A 19,373-nucleotide genomic window follows, 5' to 3' on the forward strand; every position below is an offset into this window, starting at 1 on the left:
TTTATTCTTTTATTAACTTTAGTATTGATTGATATATTTTTTCTCCTACATTCTCTCCATACAACTGCTCTTTAAAATCTTTTGTTGTCGCTAAAAACTGTTGGAAATAATTTTCTATTTTTTTTGCATTAGCTCCAATTATAGTTGCATAACCATTATCTACTAATTCTTTCCACTCTGTTTCATCCCTTATTATTATACAAAACTTCTTATTAAAGAAAGCCTCTTTTTGTAATCCTCCACTATCAGTAATAACCAAGCTACAGTTTTTTAACAACTCTAACATTGAAAAATAACCTACAGGTTCTATAAAAGTAACGTTTGGTTGCAATTGGTATTTCTCTAACATCTTTTTTGTTCTCGGATGCAAAGGAAGTATCACTTCTTTTGTTTTATGAATCTCTTCTAGAGCAGAGAAAATATTAGTTAGCTTACCTTCACTATCTGTATTTTCTTGACGGTGGATTGTTGCTAACACAAACTCTTTTTTCTTTAAACCTAAGTCTTTAATAATAGTTGACTTCTCTTCTGAAACTTGACTATAAAACTCTACAGCATCTTTCATTATATCACCGTGCTTCTCTATCAAGATATCAAAACTATCAAAGCCTTCATTTCTTAAATTTGACACAGCAATATCTGTTGGGCAACTTAGTAAATCTCCTATTCTATCAGTTAAAATACGGTTAATTTCTTCAGGCATTAGCATATTAAATGAACGTAATCCTGCTTCAATATGCACTACTTTGATATGAAGTTTTTTTGCTGCTAAAGCTCCAGCTAAAGTTGAATTAGTATCTCCGTATACAACAACTACATTAGGCTTTTCCGTTAGTAAAATTTCTTCAATTTTTTCTAGCATTTGCCCCGTCATTGCCCCATGATTCAGTCCATTAATGTTAAGATTGTATTTCGGTTTCGGAATTTGCATTTCTTCAAAAAAAACAGCGCTCATGTTTGCATCAAAATGTTGTCCTGTATGCACTATTACTTCTTCAACTTCATTGTGTTTTTGAACCACTCTACTTAACACGGCTCCCTTTATAAATTGCGGACGTGCACCTAATATAGTTACTATTTTTTTCAAGAATTAACGACTTGTTTTAATATGATAGATAATTTTTCAGTTAGCTTTTTTCGATGATATTGCTCTATGTTTTCAGAATTAACTTCTAAAATTCCTTTCTTATATTGATTATAGAAAAGTTTAATTTCTTTTTTCATTTTTACTACATCATCAAAATTAACAATAGTCCCTGAATTAGTTTTAGCCAATATCTTTGCTAAATCACCATCTTCTGGACCTACTGCTAAGATAGGACGTTTTGCTTGTAAATATTCAAAAATTTTACCTGTTATAATCCCTTTAGCACTTGGCACTTTATTTACTGCTAACAATAAGACCTGTGATTTTCTTTGGTGTTGCTGTACTTCTTGGTGAGGAACATAAGCAATTTTTGTAATATTTTTAAACTGATATCGTTCTAAAGTTTTTTCAACTTCTTTAGCTACTTTTCCTATAAGTTTAATTTCTAAGTCTTCTGTAAATTCATTATTTTCTACACATAACTCTGATAAAGCTTTCCACAAAACCTTAGGATTTCTATCAGCATTCATCAAGCCTATATGCGTTATTGAAAATTTTTTATCTAGAACAACGTTTTCTTTATCATTCAATTCAGAATCAAATCCATTGGTTATAACGTGAATATTTTTGGAAAATTTTTGATAATTCATTTTCATTGTTTCCCCCACCACCAAACTTGCATCAGCATATTTTAGGACTTCCTCCTCTAGCTTATAATGTTTTATTTTAGATTTTTCAGTTAAAGGTAATTGATGAAAATAATCAATATCTGTCCAGGGGTCTCTAAAATCTGCAATCCATTTTACTCCTAATTCTTTTTTTAATTGCAACCCAATTAAATGTAAACTATGAGGTGGTCCAGTAGTTATAATAGCATCAATATTATTTTCTTTTAAATGTCTTTTTAGCTTTTTAACTGAAGGTTTTACCCAAAATTTACGTGCATCAGGAATAAAATAGTTAGCACGAATATACTGCATAACCTTCCCTGTAAAACTTGGATTAGGATCTAGAAATCCTGCACTTGTTTTTGTTTCTTTTTTCTTAAAAACAGATAATAAATCATTAGGTTCCCATATCGGAGTTTTAAATACTTCTAAATTCTTAGGGATATCTTTTTTTAGTGATTCATCTATAATCGGGTATGTTGCCCCGTCAACAGTAAAAACTACTGGTTCAATATTAAAATCTCTTAAATATTTTACAAACTTCAACCATCGTTGTACACCAGAACCTCCAGAAGGCACCCAATAATATGTAATTATTAATACTTTCAAATTATAAACTATTGTATAAGTTTATTAATTCTTTAGAAGTTTTATCCCATGTGAATTCATTTCTAACAAAAGCTTCACCATTCTTCCCTAGTCTTTCTCTTAATTGTTCCTCTTTGTACAGAGTTAAAACCTTCTTTGTAAAATCAGCCACATTTTTTTCTTCGTGTACTAATCCTCCTTCTACTTTTTCAATTATATTTTTTTGAGCTGTGGCATCACTAACTAATAAAGGTTTCCCTAAGCTCATATATTGAAATAACTTATTTGCATGTGTAGTATCATGGTGAATATTTCTATGTAGTGGGGATAAACAAATATCACTATTACTTATATAACTTGGGAATGTCACTTCATTCTGCCAACCTTCAAAACTAACGTATTTCTCTACATCTAACTCCTTTACTAATGCTTTTAAATCGTCATTTACGTTTCCTACTATAACTATTTTGATGTTTTTTATATCCTTTTTTAAAACAGGTAAGCTTTTTATTACTGTTTTTAATCCTCGTCTTTCACCCGTATCACCAATATACAATAAGTTAAAACTATTTTTTATTGTATGTTCTTTAAGTTTATTTAATGATTTAAAAAAAGATTTTCTAACAGTATTAGGAACTATAAAAATTTTTTTTGATGCTATTTTAACTCTTCCTAATATTTCATTTTTTGCCTCTTCTGTAACAACTATTAGTTTACTGGCTCTTTTAATAAACTCCTCTTCTTTCTTCTTCCATTTGTTAGTTGATATTAAAATACTTTGTGGAAACTTTTTTAAGTGAGGATAAAACTTCATTATCTCAGGCCTATTCTCATGTAAATCTAATATAAATGGTATTTGCTTTTTTTTATTAGCTAATAAAACTGCTTCTGCAACAACTATATCATGCACATGAATCGCTTCTATAGCATATTTATTAAGAAAATGAGTTATCTTTTTTTTCATTAGAATAGAATATAATGGTATAGTATAAGCTAAAGCTGATAATTTATACTCTAACTTATTAGATTTATATCTCTTTACCTTTATCTCATTTATAAACTCTTCTGAAGGTTCATTAGTATAGGTTAAACAAAACAAAAAAACCTCATGACCTGCTTTTATAAGCTCTATAGCTTCATTTTGCACTCTAGGATCTGGAGGAAATGTTTTATCTAAAATCATTCCTATTCTCATTTCACATTAGCTTTTTCGGCGTATACAGCATAATATCTAGGAGTATATTTTCTTAAAACAGGTCTAATTCCAAACTTATTAATTGGGCTAGTCCATTTTTTCGTATCAACAATATTCCATCCTGATTTTTCTAATAACCAATCATACTGCCAATCTTCAAACTCATGATAATGTCTATCCCACATATCTGTTTTACTCCTGTAAGCACTCGTAAACCACAATTTTAACGGAATAGTTGTTATTATTTTTGTTGCCTCAATTTCTCTTAACACATTGAAAGGAGCTAACAAATGCTCAAAAATTTCAAAAGCTGTTACAGCATCTACTTTATACTCTTTTACTATTTCTGGTAACAAATCTAAATCTTCCCCATTAGTATTATAAACTGTGTAACCGTTCTCTTCCATTATTTCAGAAAAGGGGTTACGAACTCCTAAATCTAGTATGATAGCAGGTGCAGGAAGATGCTTTTGTAAAAACTCAAGTGTGTGCTTATATCTTTTTTGAGGTAGTTTAGAATACATGAACATTATTTTAATAACAAATGTATTACTATTTTATCATTTCGAACAACAATGCTTAAAATAGAATTGAGTAACATTCCATAAAAAACAAAAGCGAAAGATTACCCCTTCGCTTTTAACTATTTAGTTTTCCATAGCAACTCGTACTTATATTAATTAGTACGTTTTACATGCTACAAACATATTATTGTTTCACTTATAAAAAAAACATTATATACCGTATTTTATAAAAAGCATCATTAAAATAATGTATATTTGGAGTTGTTGCATATGTTTTTTAGAAAAAGAACTTTCTTTATTTGACTTATTTATATTAAGATGACCAGATTTATAATTATAATACTTATAACCTTATTCTCTTCTTTAAAAATAATTTCCCAAACAAAGTATTTAGACTCTATAAATCATAGTAAAATTGACTTTTATAAAAACATTAATAGTGATAGCTTATTTTTTTATTGTGATAAATTAGAAAACTCTAACGATATCTGTAAAAAAATAGTGGCCTCTACTGGTAGAGCTTATGGTTTTTATAGATTAAAAAAATATGATAAGGCTGAAACAATATCTATCAATGTAATAAAACAAGTAGACTCTTTGTTAAAGGTGGAAAATTTGACTTGCCTTATTGACAGGAAGATTGCTGCCTTAAATAGACTTTTTTGGCTTAAAAAAAACCAAGAAAAATATGAAGAAGCATACTCTATTCTCATAAAGTATGAACATGAAATATTAAATCATCCTATTCAAGATCAAAAATGGATTAGAAATAAGTTAGGTCTTGCACTCAGTAAAGCTGTGATAAAAAATAAGCTTAACATGCAAGAAAAATCGAAAGCTATATTATTAAACACTATCTCTGAATCTAAAAACCCTATTTTAAAAAGTGTTCAAAAGAATAGCTTTTTTCTTCAATGGAAGGCTAATTCTTTTAATTGCCTAGGAAACACTTATATGTCTATTAACAATAAAAAGCCAAATAAAGCTTATCTAGATTCGGCTGATTACTATTTTAACAAAGCTTATAAAATAACTCAACAGTTTATACCTGAGCATAAGGACTCTAAAATCTTTTATAACTTAAGAAAAACTGAAGTTTTAATGGCTAGAAAAGAATTTTCCAAAGCCATTGATTTAATTAACAATTATAAAAATATAAGTAACGGATACCCTTATTTTCACAGAGAGTATTTTCAAAAAGCTATCTGCTTTCACAACTTGAAAAAACCTGATTCTGCTATTTATTATTCAAACAAACTCTTAAAGAATCATAAAAAATGCGAAACAAGTAAACTTATTACCATTTACGATATACTTTCAAAGGAATATAACAACTTAAATAAATTAGATAGCGCTTATAAATATTCTAAACTTACTTTAGATCAGTATAACCTCGCAAAAAACACTAAGGATAAAACTTTTAATTTATTTTACAATAATAACTTTGAACAAGCTCAACAACTCAACAAAACTATAGAAAAAAGAGAAGCTAAAAAGCAACGAAATCTTATTATTTCTTTTATAGTATTACTATTAACTTTTATTATTATCACCTTTTATCTATTAAATAAAGAGAAAGAAAAGAAAAAAGAGCTTATTTTAATAATGAATAAAAACAAACCTATAGAAACTGAAAGAAAAGAGTACAATATTGATGAGGCTTTAGAAACCAAAATTCTTAATGAATTTAAAAACGTAACTGAAAGTTTAGACTTTTTAAAACCTGAATTTTCAATTAATTACATTGCAGAAAAGCTCGATACTAACACTACATATATTTCATTTGTTTTTAATAAACATCATGATGAATCTTTTAAGCAATACTGTACTAAGCTAAAGATTAACTATGTGGTAGAAAAGTTAAAGACAGACAAAAACTTTAGAAAATATTCTATACAAGCCATAGCTGAAGAAATAGGCTATACCAATGCATCTGCTTTTACAAGAGCATTTAAAAAACACATTGGTATAACTCCTTCTGCTTTTTTAAAAAGTATTGAGAATTAGTTCTTCTTTCTTTTTATTACAAACCAACCAATAGGGATTATCAGTAATAAAGCATAACAGAATAAAGACAATAAACTTCCTCTTTTTATTACTCTAGGCTCATATTTAAAAGTTATAGTATGTTTTCCTTTAGGAACCTCCATTCCTCTTAAAACATAGTTTATTCTATAGTATGGTACACTTTTTCCATCAATATAAGCATTCCATCCATCTTTATAATAAATTTCCGAAAATACAGCAAATTGATTTGAATTTGTATTTGACTCATACACCAATTCAGTAAGATCTTTCTTTACTAAAGAAATAGTAGCTGTTGAATCTTTTTGAAATGTATCAACTTCTACTTTAAACTCCTTTGAGTTAATAACCGCTTCTAATTTAGTATTCAAACTATCTAATGTTACAATTTCTTCATTAGCTGAATTAACCTCTTTTAAAGAGTTTACAAACCATGCGTTTCCGTTCGCTTTAGGGTTTTCTTGAAATTGTTCATCACTAATAATAAAGTACTTGGTATTTAACATATTTAGTACTTCCATATTATTTTTAGCTATTTGATAATCAAACAACTCTTGATAACGTTTCATTTTTGCAGCATGGTACCCTCCTATTGAATTATGGAAATATGAAGTTCTACCATCTTGCATAGGACTTACACTAAAATTAACAACTCTATAATATTCTTTATCTTTTAAAATTTCTATATCAGCTTTTGTTGCTGTAAATGGCTTTTGCACTCTTCTTGCTGATGTAAAATCTTCTTTATTAACATAATTAGCATCTATTGATACTAAATCAAAAATTATGAGTCCCCCCAATACAATTAACACAGACACTTGCTTCAGTTTTCCTTTTAAATAAGCCCATAACATTCCTGCAACAGCTAAAACTAATAAAAGAGAACGTAAACTATCGTTAAATAACATTGATTTTCTATCTGCAATTAAAGCATCAATTAATTCTGGAAGTTGTTGATATTGCGCATCACGTAATCCTTCAAAAGCAAATAAGCTAGCCCCAAACAACAAAAACAACAACGAAATTCCTCCTACTATATAAAAAGCCTTTTTTATTGCATTTTCTTTTTCTTCAGAAGAATTCTCAGAAGAGAAAAATTCTTTCAATGCTAGAACTCCTAACAACGGAACACATAATTCTGCAATTACTTGAATAGACGAAACTGCTCTAAACTTATTATACAAAGGAACATAGTCGATAAAAAAGTTCGTTATTATAGAGAAATTTTTACCCCAACTTAATACAATGGAAAAAATAGTGGCTGCAACCAACCAATATTTTAATCGTCCTTTTACTAAGAAAATTCCTAAAAAGAATAAGAAAAAAACAATTACACCAATATAAGCTGGTGCTTCAACAATAGGTTGTTTTCCCCAATAAGTTAAAACTTGACTAGAATAATCTTTTGCTACACTTCTACCTGCATTTTGTTCTAAAACTTGATAAAAATTAGAGCTCTCACCTAACTCTTCAACTGTTCCTCCTCCCATAAAACGAGGAATCATTAAATTAAATGTTTCAGCAATACCATAACTATACTCTGTTATGTATTCCTTATCTAATCCAGAAGATTTTTCTTTAGGCATCCCATCAGGAGTAATTGTTAACTCCGATTTACCTCGTGTACTATAATCAGCATATTCTTTCATAGCTAACAACCTAGTAGAATTGGCTCCAATACCAATTAACATTGCTGCGACCAAAATAGCTGCTTGTTTAAAAAATATAGGTAGTGTTTTAGCTTTGAAAGCTTCTACAAACTCTACAATAGCTAAAATCAACAAACAAAACCCTAAATAATAAGTCATCTGTGGGTGATTTGAATAAACTTCTAAAGCCATTGCTAAAGCTGTTAAAACAAATCCTAATAGATATCGTTTTCTGAAAATATAAATAACTCCAGCTACAACCATGGGCATATAACCTATAGCATGTGCTTTTGCATTATGACCTGCTCCAAAAATAATTATCAAATAAGTAGAAAAACCAAAGGATAAACTTCCTAAAACAGCTAGCTTCCAATCTACCTTTAAAGCTGTTAACAGCAAGAAAAAACTTAAAAAATATAAGAAAAGATAATCTGCTGGTCTAGGTAAAAAACGAATAGCTTTATCAATATAACGCACAAAATCATTAGGATAATAAGCACTTACTTGATATGCTGGCATTCCGCTAAAAGCATTATCTAACCAATACGGCTCTTCTCCTTTTTCAGCTCTATACTCTTTTACATCTTTTGACATTCCTATAAACTGGGTAATGTCACTTTGTTTAATTTGTTTTCCGCTTAAAACCGGATTAAAATACAATACGGATGCTATTGCAAAAACAATAATTGCTATTGCAAACGGTAAAAATTTCTTTAAGTTCATGGTTAGTCTATTTCTTCATAGTCAACGTACTCGCCAACAGAATTATTACTTTCTTTCGAATTATTTGGCTTTTTATCAATAACAGTCTTTCCAACTTCAACATCAGATGCTTGTTGTTGGTTTCTATACTGTTGCTCAGCTTTCTTTTGTACTTTGTCTACTGCTTTTTTTATTAAGTATGGTCCAAAAAGTTTTGCTAAAAACTTAATAGCATAATAAACTAACAGAATAATTAATATGGTTTTTAAAAAATTCACAGGTCCAGCTTCATTTATATATGTCATCTTTTTTCTTAAAATAAAAAAATCAATCAAAAATAACAATTTGAAGCAAAAGGAAGCGTTAAGAGTTTACAAAACTTATATTATATAGGTAATTGTATTTTTACGTATGTTTGTACAACCTGAAAATTTGGATTTATTATATGATTAAGAAACTTCTTATCCTTTTTGTTTTTTGCTCAATTTTAACTGCTAACGCGCAATATACACCTGTTATAAATTCAAATAGGCCAGGTTTCTCTGAAAGCCCTTATAGTGTTGGCTCGGGAGTTTATCAGTTTGAAACAAGTGTTTTTTATAGAAAAATGAATGCTACACCTACCTTTAGTAACCCTGAAGCACTAGGTTTAAATTTATTTTTTAGAACCAGTTTTATTTCTGAAAAGCTAGAACTTAATTTTAATACTTCTTTACAAAGAGATAAAGTTGCTTTTAAAAATATTTTTGAATCATCTTATAATAAAACTGGGTTAAGCCAATTTAGCTTAGGTGCTAAGTATATGATTTATGCTCCTAAATATGATGATAAAAGCAAAGAAATAAGAAGTTGGAAAAAAAGACATTCTTTCGACTGGAAAAGGTGGATACCACATATTGGTGTTTCTGCTGGAATAAATATTGGAAGCTTTTTAACCGATTACCATGAAAGAGGTGGGTTTAGTCCTAAAGTTGGTATTTTATTACAAAATGAATTTTCTGACAAGCTAAATGTTATTACCAACCTTCATTATGATTATATTGGTACTGATTTTTCTCAATTTTCTTACATAGTAACAGGTACTTATAACTTTGATGATTATTGGTCTGGTTTTGCTGAAATACAAGGTATATTTGAAGAATACGAGAAAAAAACTAACATAGGAGCTGGAGCTGCCTATCTTTTTAGTGAAAACTTACAGTTTAATGCTTCACTAAGAGCTAATTTACAACAAGATGAAATTGGAATTTATAGTTCTTTAGGAGTATCATACAGGCTTAATAGGCATAAAGACGATTTTGTTGAAATAGATGAATTCGGAAACAAAATTGAAAAAGAAAAGCCTGTTAAATATGACGAGGATAGAAACTTCTTTGGTCGTATGTTTAGTAAAGTAGGTAAATTATTTTCTAAAAAAGACAAACGAAAAGTAGATTTAGATACCGACTCTAATAATGGAGAGCTTTTAAATGAAAAACCTAAGAGAGAACGTCAAGGATCTTTAGTTGATGTGATTGTTAAAGAAGACAAAAAACAAAAGAAAAAGACTGCTAAAGAAGAAAGAAAAGCCGCTAAAAAAGCTAAAAAGAAAGCAGAAAAAGAGGCTAAACGTAAAGAAAAAGAACGTTTAAAGCTTGAAAAACAAATTAAAAAAGAAGAAGAAAAAGAAGCGAAACGTAAAGAAAAAGAACGTTTAAAACTTGAAAAGGAGATTAAAAAGCTAGAAGAAGAAATAAAAAAAGAAGAACAAGAAGAGAAAGAGAAGGAAAAAGAAAAGGAGGATAATTAAAAGCCTTAAATTTGTAAAATGATTCAAATTAAAGAAATAACTACCAAAAAGGGAATGAAACAATTTGTTAAATTTCCTTTTTCTCTTTATAAAGACAATAAGTATTGGGTTCCTCCTATTATTAAGGATGAAATTGAAAGTTTTGACAAAAATAAAAACCCTGTTTTTGAATATGCAAACGCTCACTTTTTTTTAGCCTTAAAAAACAATAAAATAGTTGGTAGAGTTGTAGCAATCATCAATTCTTACGAAATAGAAAAACAGCACATAAAAAAGATACGCTTTGGTTGGTTTGATGTTATTGATGACATAGAAGTATCTAAAGCCTTGTTAAATAAAGTTGCGGAAATAGGTCGTGAAAACAACCTAGAGTATATGGAAGGTCCTGTTGGTTTTAATAATTTGGATAAAACTGGTGTTCTTATTGAAGGTTTTGATTATATCGGCACCATGATTACTTGGTACAATCATCCATACTATGCTAAACATTTAGAGCAGTTAGGCTTTACAAAAGAAAAAGAATACATTGAAAGTATATTCTCTTTCAGTAATGTTGATATTAAAAAATATAGAAAAGCAAGCAATATAATTCAAAGAAGGTATAACTTAACTCCTTTGAATTTTACTTCAACCGATAAAATAATGCCTTATGTAGATGAGATGTTTGATTTGTTTAGTAAAACCTATTCAAAACTATCTACATATGTACCTATTTCAGATGCTCAAATAGCTTACTTTAAAAAGAAATACATAAGCTTTATAAACCCTGAGTATATAAAATTTGTTGTCGATGAAAATCATAAATTAGTAGCCTTTGCTATTGTAATGCCTTCTTTTTCTGAAGCCTTACAAAAAGCAAAAGGAAAACTTTTTCCTTTTGGAATTTTCCACTTACTTAATGCCAGGAAAAACTCAAAAGATGTTACATTTTATCTAATAGGTGTTGACCCCGAATACCAAAACAAAGGAGTAACTGCTATTGTTTTTGAGCAATTTCATCCTATATTTTTAGCTAGAGGGATTCAAAACTGTATTAGAACACCAGAGCTTGAAGAAAACCAAGCAATTCATCAAATCTGGAAAGATTTTGACCCTAAAATTCATAAAAGAAGAAGAACATACAAACTCGATTTATAATGCAACTCTTTTATAATTCAGATTTATTAACTACTTCAAAAGAAATTACTTTCAATAAAGATGAAAGTCGTCATATAATTCGTGTATTGCGAAAAAAAGAAGGAGATATATTACACATTACTAACGGTAAAGGAATCCTATTTTTTGCCGAAATAATTATTGGAAGCGATAAAAAGTGTATTGCTAAAATCATTAAATATGAAGAAAAACCTTGTACTAGAGATTATTATTTACATGTAGTTATAGCTCCTACAAAAAATAATGATCGTTTAGAATGGTTTTTAGAAAAGGCTACAGAAATAGGTATTGATGAAATTACTCCTATCATTTGTAAAAACTCAGAAAGAAAAGTTGTAAAAATTGATCGTTTAGAGAGGATTATACAATCTGGTATGAAACAATCATTACAGTTTACGCTACCTAAGCTTAACCCTCCTGTAAATTTTTCTGACTTTATAAAAAATGATTTTTCAGAAGAAACTTTCATTGCACACTGTGAAGAAAGTATTGAAAAAAAGTTTTTAAAAAACATTGCTTCTCCTAAATCAAAATACACAATTCTTATAGGCCCTGAAGGAGATTTTTCTCATGAAGAAATCCAACAGTCTTTAAATAAAAAATTCACTCCTATTTCTTTAGGAGATAATAGACTTAGAACAGAAACAGCTGGTTTAAATGTAGTACAGAGTATAGCCTATTTACACCAGTAATTCATTTTTTGTATATTTAGCTACTCTTAAAGGTTTTTTATTTTGACTACAGCAGATTTTTTTAATCTCTTTTTGTTAATTAGTGCCGTTCACGGTTTCGCTTTTAGTATTATACTTTTTTGTTCTAAAAATGGACGAGAAAAAAGTATGATATACTTAAATCTTTTAATATTAGCTATATCATTAAACAACATACAATCTTGGGCCTTAGAAAAAGAATTGTTTCAGCATAAGTTTGCTTTAGACTATGTACAAATCCCTTGGCACTTTTTAGCAATGCCTTTTTTGTATATGTTTTTAATTCACTATCTAAATCTTGCTGAAAAATCATACAAAATATTAAAGATAATTATTCCGCTATTTTTAATTCTTGTCGCCAGTCAAATTAGTTTTGTTCTTTACTACAGTGATTCAGCTTCTAGAGAGTATCTAAATTTTATTTACGAAAGATATACTTCTATCGAAGAGATATTTAGTTTGATTACATCTTTAGGTATTTTTATTTATTCATTTTACATTTTGTACAAAAAGGAAAAACTTTTTCCTAAAATTCTATCATTTGACAATCTTAGATGGATTTATACATTCTTTATATTAACTTCTATCGGATATGCTCTTTGGATTTTAGCTTTATTTATTAAAGTAAAAATGAACTTTACTGGTTTCTTATTCTCATATTATCCTTTAAGAGTTTATACTACTGTATTAATTTATTGGTTAGGATATCAGGGATTGAAACAAATTCGTGTACTAAAAGAGCGTGAAAGAATTAGAGAATCTCTTTTACTTGATTTAAATGGTGACTTTAGCGTTGATACAATTAATTTAAACACCGAGAAAAACTTCTCTAAAAATCATGTCGAAAAACAAAAGGAACAATTTATAGAAATAGATAAGTTTATTAGATCTAAAAAGAAGTATTTACTAAATAAATACACACTACAAGACCTGTCAAAAGACACAGAGTTAAGTTCTAGCACTCTTTCTCTTGTTATAAATAATATTGCTAAAAAATCTTTTACCGATTATTTAAACGAAATGAGGATAGATTTAGCTAAAACACTCTTGTTAGATCCCGATTACACCAGCTATACAATAACTTCTATTGGGCTAGAGTCTGGGTTCAATTCTAAATCTACATTCTATACTGTTTTTAAAAAACATACGGGACATACACCTGTCCAATTTAAAAGCTTATCATTAGCTGTTTTAAATTAAAACTAACTTTCATTTTATAAAAAGACAGTTCGAAAACATCCAAAATGGACGTTTTCGAACCTTTATCTCCTTATTCTAAAGTATATTTACTAAGTGAAATTAAAAAATTAGTAATTGAAAATAGTTGAAGGGGTTTTCAATTTATAATTAAGATTTCTAATAAAATTATTGAGAACACTTATTTCTCAATGCGAAGAAGGAAAAGCTATAGCTTAAAAACACCAATAATATTATTGGTGTTTTTTACCTTTTACAACCCAAATACAACTTATTAACAAATCATCATCAATCATGCTTTTTATAAAAAGTTGGTTTTAAAACACCTTTTTGGATGTAACTGAACTACAAATAGATAAGCTTATTATATTTTTATTACATATAAAAAAGGCTTTCTTTAAAATTGGGGAATTTTCTGAATAGAAAGCTTATTTTATTTTTTAAGGGGAAAAAAACACCAACACGTTTGTTGGTGTTTTTTGTTGTTGTTTTACTATATTGCTTTTTAAATTCAAGTTAATTAATGAAAAATTTCATCCTGTTTTTTTTCCTCCTATTAAACCTCAATATTTTTTCACAAGAAATAGCAGTAATACAATATAAAGGAGGTGGTGATTGGTATGCAAACCCTACCGCATTACCTAACCTTGTAAGGTTTACTAATCTAAACACAAAAACACAAATTGATAAGGACATACAAAGCATTACACTTGATGATGAAACCATCCTTAACTATCCTATAGTCTTTATAACAGGACATGGTAATATTTTATTTACAGATAATGAAGTATCAACACTAAGAAACTATCTTATTTCTGGAGGGTTCTTGCACATATCTGACAACTATGGTCTTGATAAATATATACGAAGAGAATTAAAAAAAGTTTTTCCCGAATTGAAACTTCAAGAAATTCCTAACAATCATCCTATTTACCATCAAACATTCTCTTTTTCTAAAGGCTTGCCAAAAATTCATGAACACGATAAAAAACCACCACAAGGTTTTGGTTTATTCTACGAAGGAAGACTTGTTGTTTTTTATGATTATGAAAGTGATTTAAGTGATGGTTGGGAAGATACAGCAGTACATAACGACCCAAAAGAAATTAGAACTAAAGCGCTACAAATGGGAGCCAACATAATAGAGTATGCTTTTAAACATTAACACTTTACAAATTGATAACATTAAAATTAATTTTGACACAGAGGCTTTATGGATGCTAAATATTGCTCTAGCAATAATTATGTTTGGTATTGCCTTAGATATAAAAATAAATGACTTTAAAAGACTTATTAACAACCCTAAAATATTATTTGTTGGACTATTATCACAATTTATCCTGCTTCCTTTTTTAACTTTTGTTCTTGTTAACATCATTAATCCATATCCCAGTTTTGCCTTAGGTATGATGATGATTGCTGCTTGTCCAGGTGGAAATGTTTCTAACTTTTTTAGTAAAATGGCAAAAGGTAACGCTGCACTATCTGTTAGCTTAACGGCTTTTTCTACAATTATTTGTTTAATAATGACTCCATTAAACTTACAGTTATGGGGTAGCTTATATGAGCCTACTAATGAAATTTTAAAAAGTGTTTCATTAAATCCTTTTGAGCTTTTTAAACTTGTACTTCTTATTTTAGGAATTCCAATAGTTTTAGGAATGCTAGTTAATCATTATCATCACGAAATGGCTAAAAAAATAAATAAACTTTTACGTCCGTTTTCTATTTTCTTTTTCCTCTTATTAATTGTAATAGCATTGTATGATAATGCGGATGTTTTTAAAAACTACATACATTTAGTATTATTTCTTGTAATATTTCATAACATTTGTGCGTTTGTTATAGGCTATGCTGCTGCTAAATCTTTTAAGTTAAATAAAAAGGATTGTAAAACGATTTCTATGGAAACTGGAATACAAAATGGAGGCTTAGGGTTACTTCTTATTTTTAGCTTTTTTGACGGCTTAGGCGGAATGGCTCTTCTTGCTGCGTTCTGGGGTGTTTGGGATATTTTTTCAGGAATGATCTTAGCTACTTACTGGGGAAGAAATAAATAATAAATGAAAACACTTTTATACTACTTTTTTAAACTCTTTGTAAAAACTAGTTTATTCTTTTACTCTAAAAAAACAACAGTGATTGGTAGTGAACGTATACCAAAAAATGAAGCTGTAATTTTTACTGCTAATCATCCAAATGGCTTAATTGATCCTTTGCTCATAGCCACCCAAATAAAAAGGAGAACAAACTTTTTAGTACGCGCTGCAGTATTTAATAACCCTATTATTGCTAAGTTTTTTAACTTACTTGGAATGATGCCTATATACCGTATTAGAGATGGTGTGCAACAGCTTAGTAAAAACGAAGAAATTTTTAATAAATGTCAGTTGATATTAAAAAATAACAAAACCTTACTAATCTTTCCTGAAGGAACTCATAATAAAGACAGAACTGTTAGACCTTTAAGTAAAGGTTTTACAAGGATTATTTTTAAAACTTTAGATAATTTCCCTGACACTAAAATTAATATAGTTCCTGTAGGAATTACATATCAGAATATATCTAGTTACCCTTCAAAAACTGCTATACATTTTGGCTCTCCAATTCTGGCTAACAATTATTACGATAAACAAAACATAAATCAATCAGTAAAAAACATAAAGGAACTTGTTTCAAATCAACTAGAAGATTTAAGTGTTCATATAAAGCAAGATGAAGGTTATAAAACTACTTTGTCTACCTTTAACAATGCTCAAGTTGATTTTACTAAAGTTAATTATGTAAATACTCTTATAAAAGACAAAAAAGTACTTCCACAAAAAAAGCGCAGTATAAACTACGCTCTTCCTTTATTTCTATTAATTATTTTAAATAGTTTGATTCCATATTCAATCTGGAAATTTTTAAGTAAAAAAGTAGACGAAATAGAGTTTATAGACACCTTTAGATTTGGCGTAAATGCTATTTTGTTCCCTTTGTTTTACTGTATCCAAAGTTGGATAATTAATATCTTTTGGGGATGGAAACCAGCTTTATTCTATTTTTTCACTTCTTTCTTACTTATTCTTTTATATACCAAACTATCTACTACTCCGCCATCAAAATAGCATCTTGAATATCTTGTTGAATTTTAGTACGTATATTACTTTTTACTAAACCGTAATTTCTCATTGTAGGGTAAATTCTGTTTGATAAAAACACATATACGACACCAGTTGCTGGATCTGCCCAAGTATAAGTTCCTGTAAAACCACTATGCCCAAAACTTACATCTGACACACAGCCACAAGTAGCTTTAACTTTAGGATTTAATTGTGGTTTATCAAAACCTAAACCTCTACGTACTTTTTTATTTTCGTAGTAACGTTTGTTAAATTTATGTACTGTTTCAGGCTCTAAGTACTTTTTTCCTCCATAAGAACCATCTTGTAAAAACATTTGCATAATTTTAGCTACATCATTTGCATTTGCAAACAAACCTGCATGTCCACCAACACCTCCAAGCATTGCTGCTCCCATATCATGAACATAGCCATGGACTAATTGATGTCTGTAGTAATTATCTCTTTCAGTAGGAACAATTTCGTCCTTTGTGAACTTAGTTAAAGGTAAATAAGTCATTCTATCTGCTCCAATAGATTGATAAAACTGCTCATCAACGAGTTTATTTAACGGTCTTTTGTATTTTCTTTCTATAATTTCTTTAAAAATATAATATCCTAAATCACTGTACTTATAGCCTATCCTTTTTCGTTGTTCAGAATCTACTATCTGCTTATATATTGAGTCTTTATATTCTTTAGCTAGATATAAGTTTCTTGCGACTTTTATACTAAACCTTGGCGTACGCTTTTTTCTATAAAATTTTGTAGAATTTTTTCCTGTTACGCTATCTTTTGTATGCAAGTAAAATGGAATCCAAGAACGTAAACGTCCATAGTGAGACAATACCTCTTTTAACAATAAAGTATCTTTATTTGATTTACTATACCTTGGTAAGACATCCCCTAAATTTGAAAATAAACTAATTTTCCTTTCTTCTTCAGCCTTCATTATCATAGGTAATGATGCTAATATTTTGGTTAAAGATGCTAAATCATAAATATCAGAATTTTTAACAAGTCGTTTTTTATCTAAAGTATGATAACCAAAGCTTTTATTATAAATTACTTTACCATCCTTAGCTACTAAAATTTGTCCTCCTGGAGACATTTTCTCTTGTAAAATGGTATCAATTCTTTTGTCTATAATTGAAAGTTTTTCTGATGAAACTCCAGCCTCTTCAGGAATTGTATACTGTAACACATCCAATCCGTCTACCAATAATCCATACCCAACTTTAAACTCATTTTTTATAGATACTGGTAATTTTCCTTTTAAATCGAAAGCTCCAAAAAGAGCTTGCGCTGAAAGTTCTTGAGCTAGCTTACTATTTTGATATGACATAACAACTCCTTCTATATTGGTAAAAGAAGAAACTTGAAGTAAACTATAAGGGCTAGCAAAAACATCTAACACTACTTTATTACTTCTAGCTATTTCTTGTAACCACACAAGGTCTTTATTAGAAAACTTATAACTTTTCCATGGGTTTTTATTTGATTTATGAAAACCAATAACAACAAGATTATACTTTTCTAACTTCTTCTTTAAGACACTTAAATGCTTATCTGAAACTTTATCTACTTTAGTATAATTTTTAAGCATCTCATAAAAATCTGATCCATTATCACTTCCTAAAGAAACATAAGCTACTTTTTTATCCTTAAGGTTTTTAATTGGTAAAATAGCTCCTTCATTTTTTAAAACTGTGATAGAGCTTTTTATCAACTTACGATGTAAAACCTCATCATAAGGACTATTTATATCTTTTAGAACATTTTCTGTTACAATAGGCTTATACTTATTCAATCCTACTAAGTATTTAGCCTTTAAAATCTTTTTAACTGAATGGTTTAAGCGCGCCTCTGTTAATTTCCCTTCTAAAAGAGCTTTTTTAATCAGTCTAATTGAACCAGGAACATCTTGTGGAATCAACAACACGTCATTTCCTGCTAAAATTGCTGCTAAATCAATTTCTGCTGGTGTTGAATAATTTGCAGCTCCTTTCATATTCAATCCATCGGTAATAACTAATCCTTTAAAACCTAGTCTATTTTGTAACAGATTAGTCACTACACTTTTTGATAGTGATGATGGTAGTTTGGGATTGGTTTCTAATGCTGGGATGCTTAGGTGTGCTGTCATTACACTTCCTACTCCTGCTTCAAATATTTTTTTGAATGGATATAACTCTATCGAATCTAAGCGTTGTTCGCTAAAATTAACTGTTGGTAATGTGTGATGAGAATCTGCTTCAGTATCTCCATGTCCTGGAAAATGCTTCGCATTAGCTAACACGCCTACCCCTTGCATTCCTTTTGTAAAAGCTATAGCTTTTTCTGCCACATTTTCTTTACTCTCACCAAAAGAACGGTTTCCTATAATAGGGTTATTCGGATTTGTATTTACATCTACAACTGGAGCAAAATTCATATGAATTCCTACTCTCTTACAGTGTTCTCCTATTCTTTTACCGACTTCTTGAAGTAGAACCGTGTCTTTTACTGCTCCTAAAGTCATGTTCCAAGGAAAACGATACGTGTTCTTTAAACGCATATCCAAGCCCCATTCACCATCAAAACCTACCATTAGAGGTACTTTTGCTAATTCTTGATATTTATTGTTTAAAACTACTTGCTTATCTGGTGTTCCTTGCATAAAAATAATATTTCCAACATGGTATTTTGTAACCATACTTGAAATAAAATCCTCGTGTTTTTTATCTTTATTTGAATACGCTTGTATCATAAATAACTGTCCTATTTTTTCATCAACAGACATGCTCTTCATAATACTATCTACCCAAACTTTTTGTGCTGTAGAATCTTTTGCCAACAAAGGATCTTGTTGTTGGGCTTGAGTTATTTGTAAAAAAACAAACGCTAGTACCGTAAATACTTTTCTCTTCATATATATCATACTTCTATACAAACTTTACTCGTTCGTGTAAAGTTTTAATTCCTTTTAAATAAAATCAAT

15 protein-coding genes are annotated in these 19,373 nt (G+C 29.1%); 8 read left to right on the top strand and 7 right to left on the bottom strand.

What is annotated here, in order from left to right; all coding sequences use genetic code 11:
- Position 1: 1 nt before the first annotated feature.
- Genes wecB through ACTPNM_RS12030 form a run of 4 tightly spaced genes read right to left on the bottom strand, consistent with a single transcriptional unit; the run spans position 2 to position 4,062 of the window.
- Complete coding sequence (gene wecB, locus ACTPNM_RS12015; protein ID WP_440122012.1) at positions 2-1,087, bottom strand: non-hydrolyzing UDP-N-acetylglucosamine 2-epimerase; 1,086 nt, start codon at positions 1,085-1,087, stop codon at positions 2-4.
- Complete coding sequence (locus tag ACTPNM_RS12020) at positions 1,084-2,364, bottom strand: glycosyltransferase family 4 protein (RefSeq protein WP_440122014.1); 1,281 nt, start codon at positions 2,362-2,364, stop codon at positions 1,084-1,086. Before ACTPNM_RS12020 ends, wecB begins: the two co-directional genes overlap by 4 nt.
- A gap of 1 nt (position 2,365) precedes the next feature.
- A complete protein-coding gene (locus tag ACTPNM_RS12025; RefSeq protein WP_440122016.1) occupies positions 2,366-3,538 on the bottom strand; it encodes a glycosyltransferase family 4 protein in 1,173 nt (390 codons plus the stop codon).
- A complete protein-coding gene (locus ACTPNM_RS12030; protein ID WP_415269760.1) occupies positions 3,535-4,062 on the bottom strand; it encodes a methyltransferase in 528 nt (175 codons plus the stop codon). Before ACTPNM_RS12030 ends, ACTPNM_RS12025 begins: the two co-directional genes overlap by 4 nt.
- Positions 4,063-4,380: 318 nt before the next feature.
- On the opposite strand from ACTPNM_RS12030, the gene ACTPNM_RS12035 reads away from it, so the two are divergent.
- A complete protein-coding gene (locus tag ACTPNM_RS12035; RefSeq protein ID WP_440122017.1) occupies positions 4,381-6,069 on the top strand; it encodes a helix-turn-helix domain-containing protein in 1,689 nt (562 codons plus the stop codon).
- Here ACTPNM_RS12035 and ACTPNM_RS12040 read toward each other — a convergent pair.
- On the bottom strand, positions 6,066-8,459 hold the full coding sequence (locus tag ACTPNM_RS12040) for a YfhO family protein (RefSeq protein ID WP_440122018.1): 2,394 nt from the start codon (positions 8,457-8,459) through the stop codon (positions 6,066-6,068). The two genes, ACTPNM_RS12035 and ACTPNM_RS12040, sit on opposite strands and share 4 nt — an antisense overlap.
- A gap of 2 nt (positions 8,460-8,461) precedes the next feature.
- Positions 8,462-8,743, bottom strand: a complete 282-nt coding sequence (locus tag ACTPNM_RS12045; RefSeq protein WP_440122020.1) for a DUF4834 family protein — start codon at positions 8,741-8,743, stop codon at positions 8,462-8,464.
- A gap of 140 nt (positions 8,744-8,883) precedes the next feature.
- Between ACTPNM_RS12045 and ACTPNM_RS12050 the strand changes: the two genes are divergently transcribed.
- The 7 genes from ACTPNM_RS12050 to ACTPNM_RS12080 all read left to right on the top strand — a co-directional run bounded on the left by ACTPNM_RS12050 (position 8,884) and on the right by ACTPNM_RS12080 (position 16,399).
- On the top strand, positions 8,884-10,227 hold the full coding sequence (locus tag ACTPNM_RS12050; protein WP_440122021.1) for a transporter: 1,344 nt from the start codon (positions 8,884-8,886) through the stop codon (positions 10,225-10,227).
- 18 nt (positions 10,228-10,245) lie between these two features.
- Positions 10,246-11,364 (top strand): GTP cyclohydrolase, encoded by a 1,119-nt coding sequence (locus ACTPNM_RS12055; RefSeq protein ID WP_440122022.1) that lies wholly within the window; start codon positions 10,246-10,248, stop codon positions 11,362-11,364.
- The gene (locus ACTPNM_RS12060) at positions 11,364-12,074 is read left to right on the top strand and encodes a 16S rRNA (uracil(1498)-N(3))-methyltransferase (protein WP_440122024.1); all 711 of its coding nucleotides are present in this window, start codon (positions 11,364-11,366) and stop codon (positions 12,072-12,074) included. Before ACTPNM_RS12055 ends, ACTPNM_RS12060 begins: the two co-directional genes overlap by 1 nt.
- Positions 12,075-12,221: 147 nt before the next feature.
- A complete protein-coding gene (locus tag ACTPNM_RS12065) occupies positions 12,222-13,292 on the top strand; it encodes a helix-turn-helix domain-containing protein (RefSeq protein WP_440122025.1) in 1,071 nt (356 codons plus the stop codon).
- 520 nt (positions 13,293-13,812) lie between these two features.
- Positions 13,813-14,454 (top strand): DUF4159 domain-containing protein, encoded by a 642-nt coding sequence (locus ACTPNM_RS12070; RefSeq protein ID WP_440122026.1) that lies wholly within the window; start codon positions 13,813-13,815, stop codon positions 14,452-14,454.
- Positions 14,438-15,349, top strand: a complete 912-nt coding sequence (locus ACTPNM_RS12075) for a bile acid:sodium symporter family protein (RefSeq protein WP_440122027.1) — start codon at positions 14,438-14,440, stop codon at positions 15,347-15,349. The genes ACTPNM_RS12070 and ACTPNM_RS12075 overlap by 17 nt, the downstream gene beginning before the upstream one ends.
- Positions 15,350-15,352: 3 nt before the next feature.
- Positions 15,353-16,399, top strand: coding sequence for a lysophospholipid acyltransferase family protein (locus ACTPNM_RS12080; protein WP_440122028.1), 1,047 nt, complete (start codon positions 15,353-15,355; stop codon positions 16,397-16,399).
- Here ACTPNM_RS12080 and ACTPNM_RS12085 read toward each other — a convergent pair.
- The gene (locus ACTPNM_RS12085; protein WP_440122030.1) at positions 16,380-19,304 is read right to left on the bottom strand and encodes a glycoside hydrolase family 3 N-terminal domain-containing protein; all 2,925 of its coding nucleotides are present in this window, start codon (positions 19,302-19,304) and stop codon (positions 16,380-16,382) included. The genes ACTPNM_RS12080 and ACTPNM_RS12085 overlap by 20 nt on opposite strands.
- Positions 19,305-19,373 lie beyond the last annotated feature (69 nt).

Origin of the sequence: Tenacibaculum sp. Ill (assembly GCF_051938915.1) — a bacterium.
Taxonomy (GTDB): Bacteria; Bacteroidota; Bacteroidia; order Flavobacteriales; family Flavobacteriaceae; genus Polaribacter; species Polaribacter larymnensis.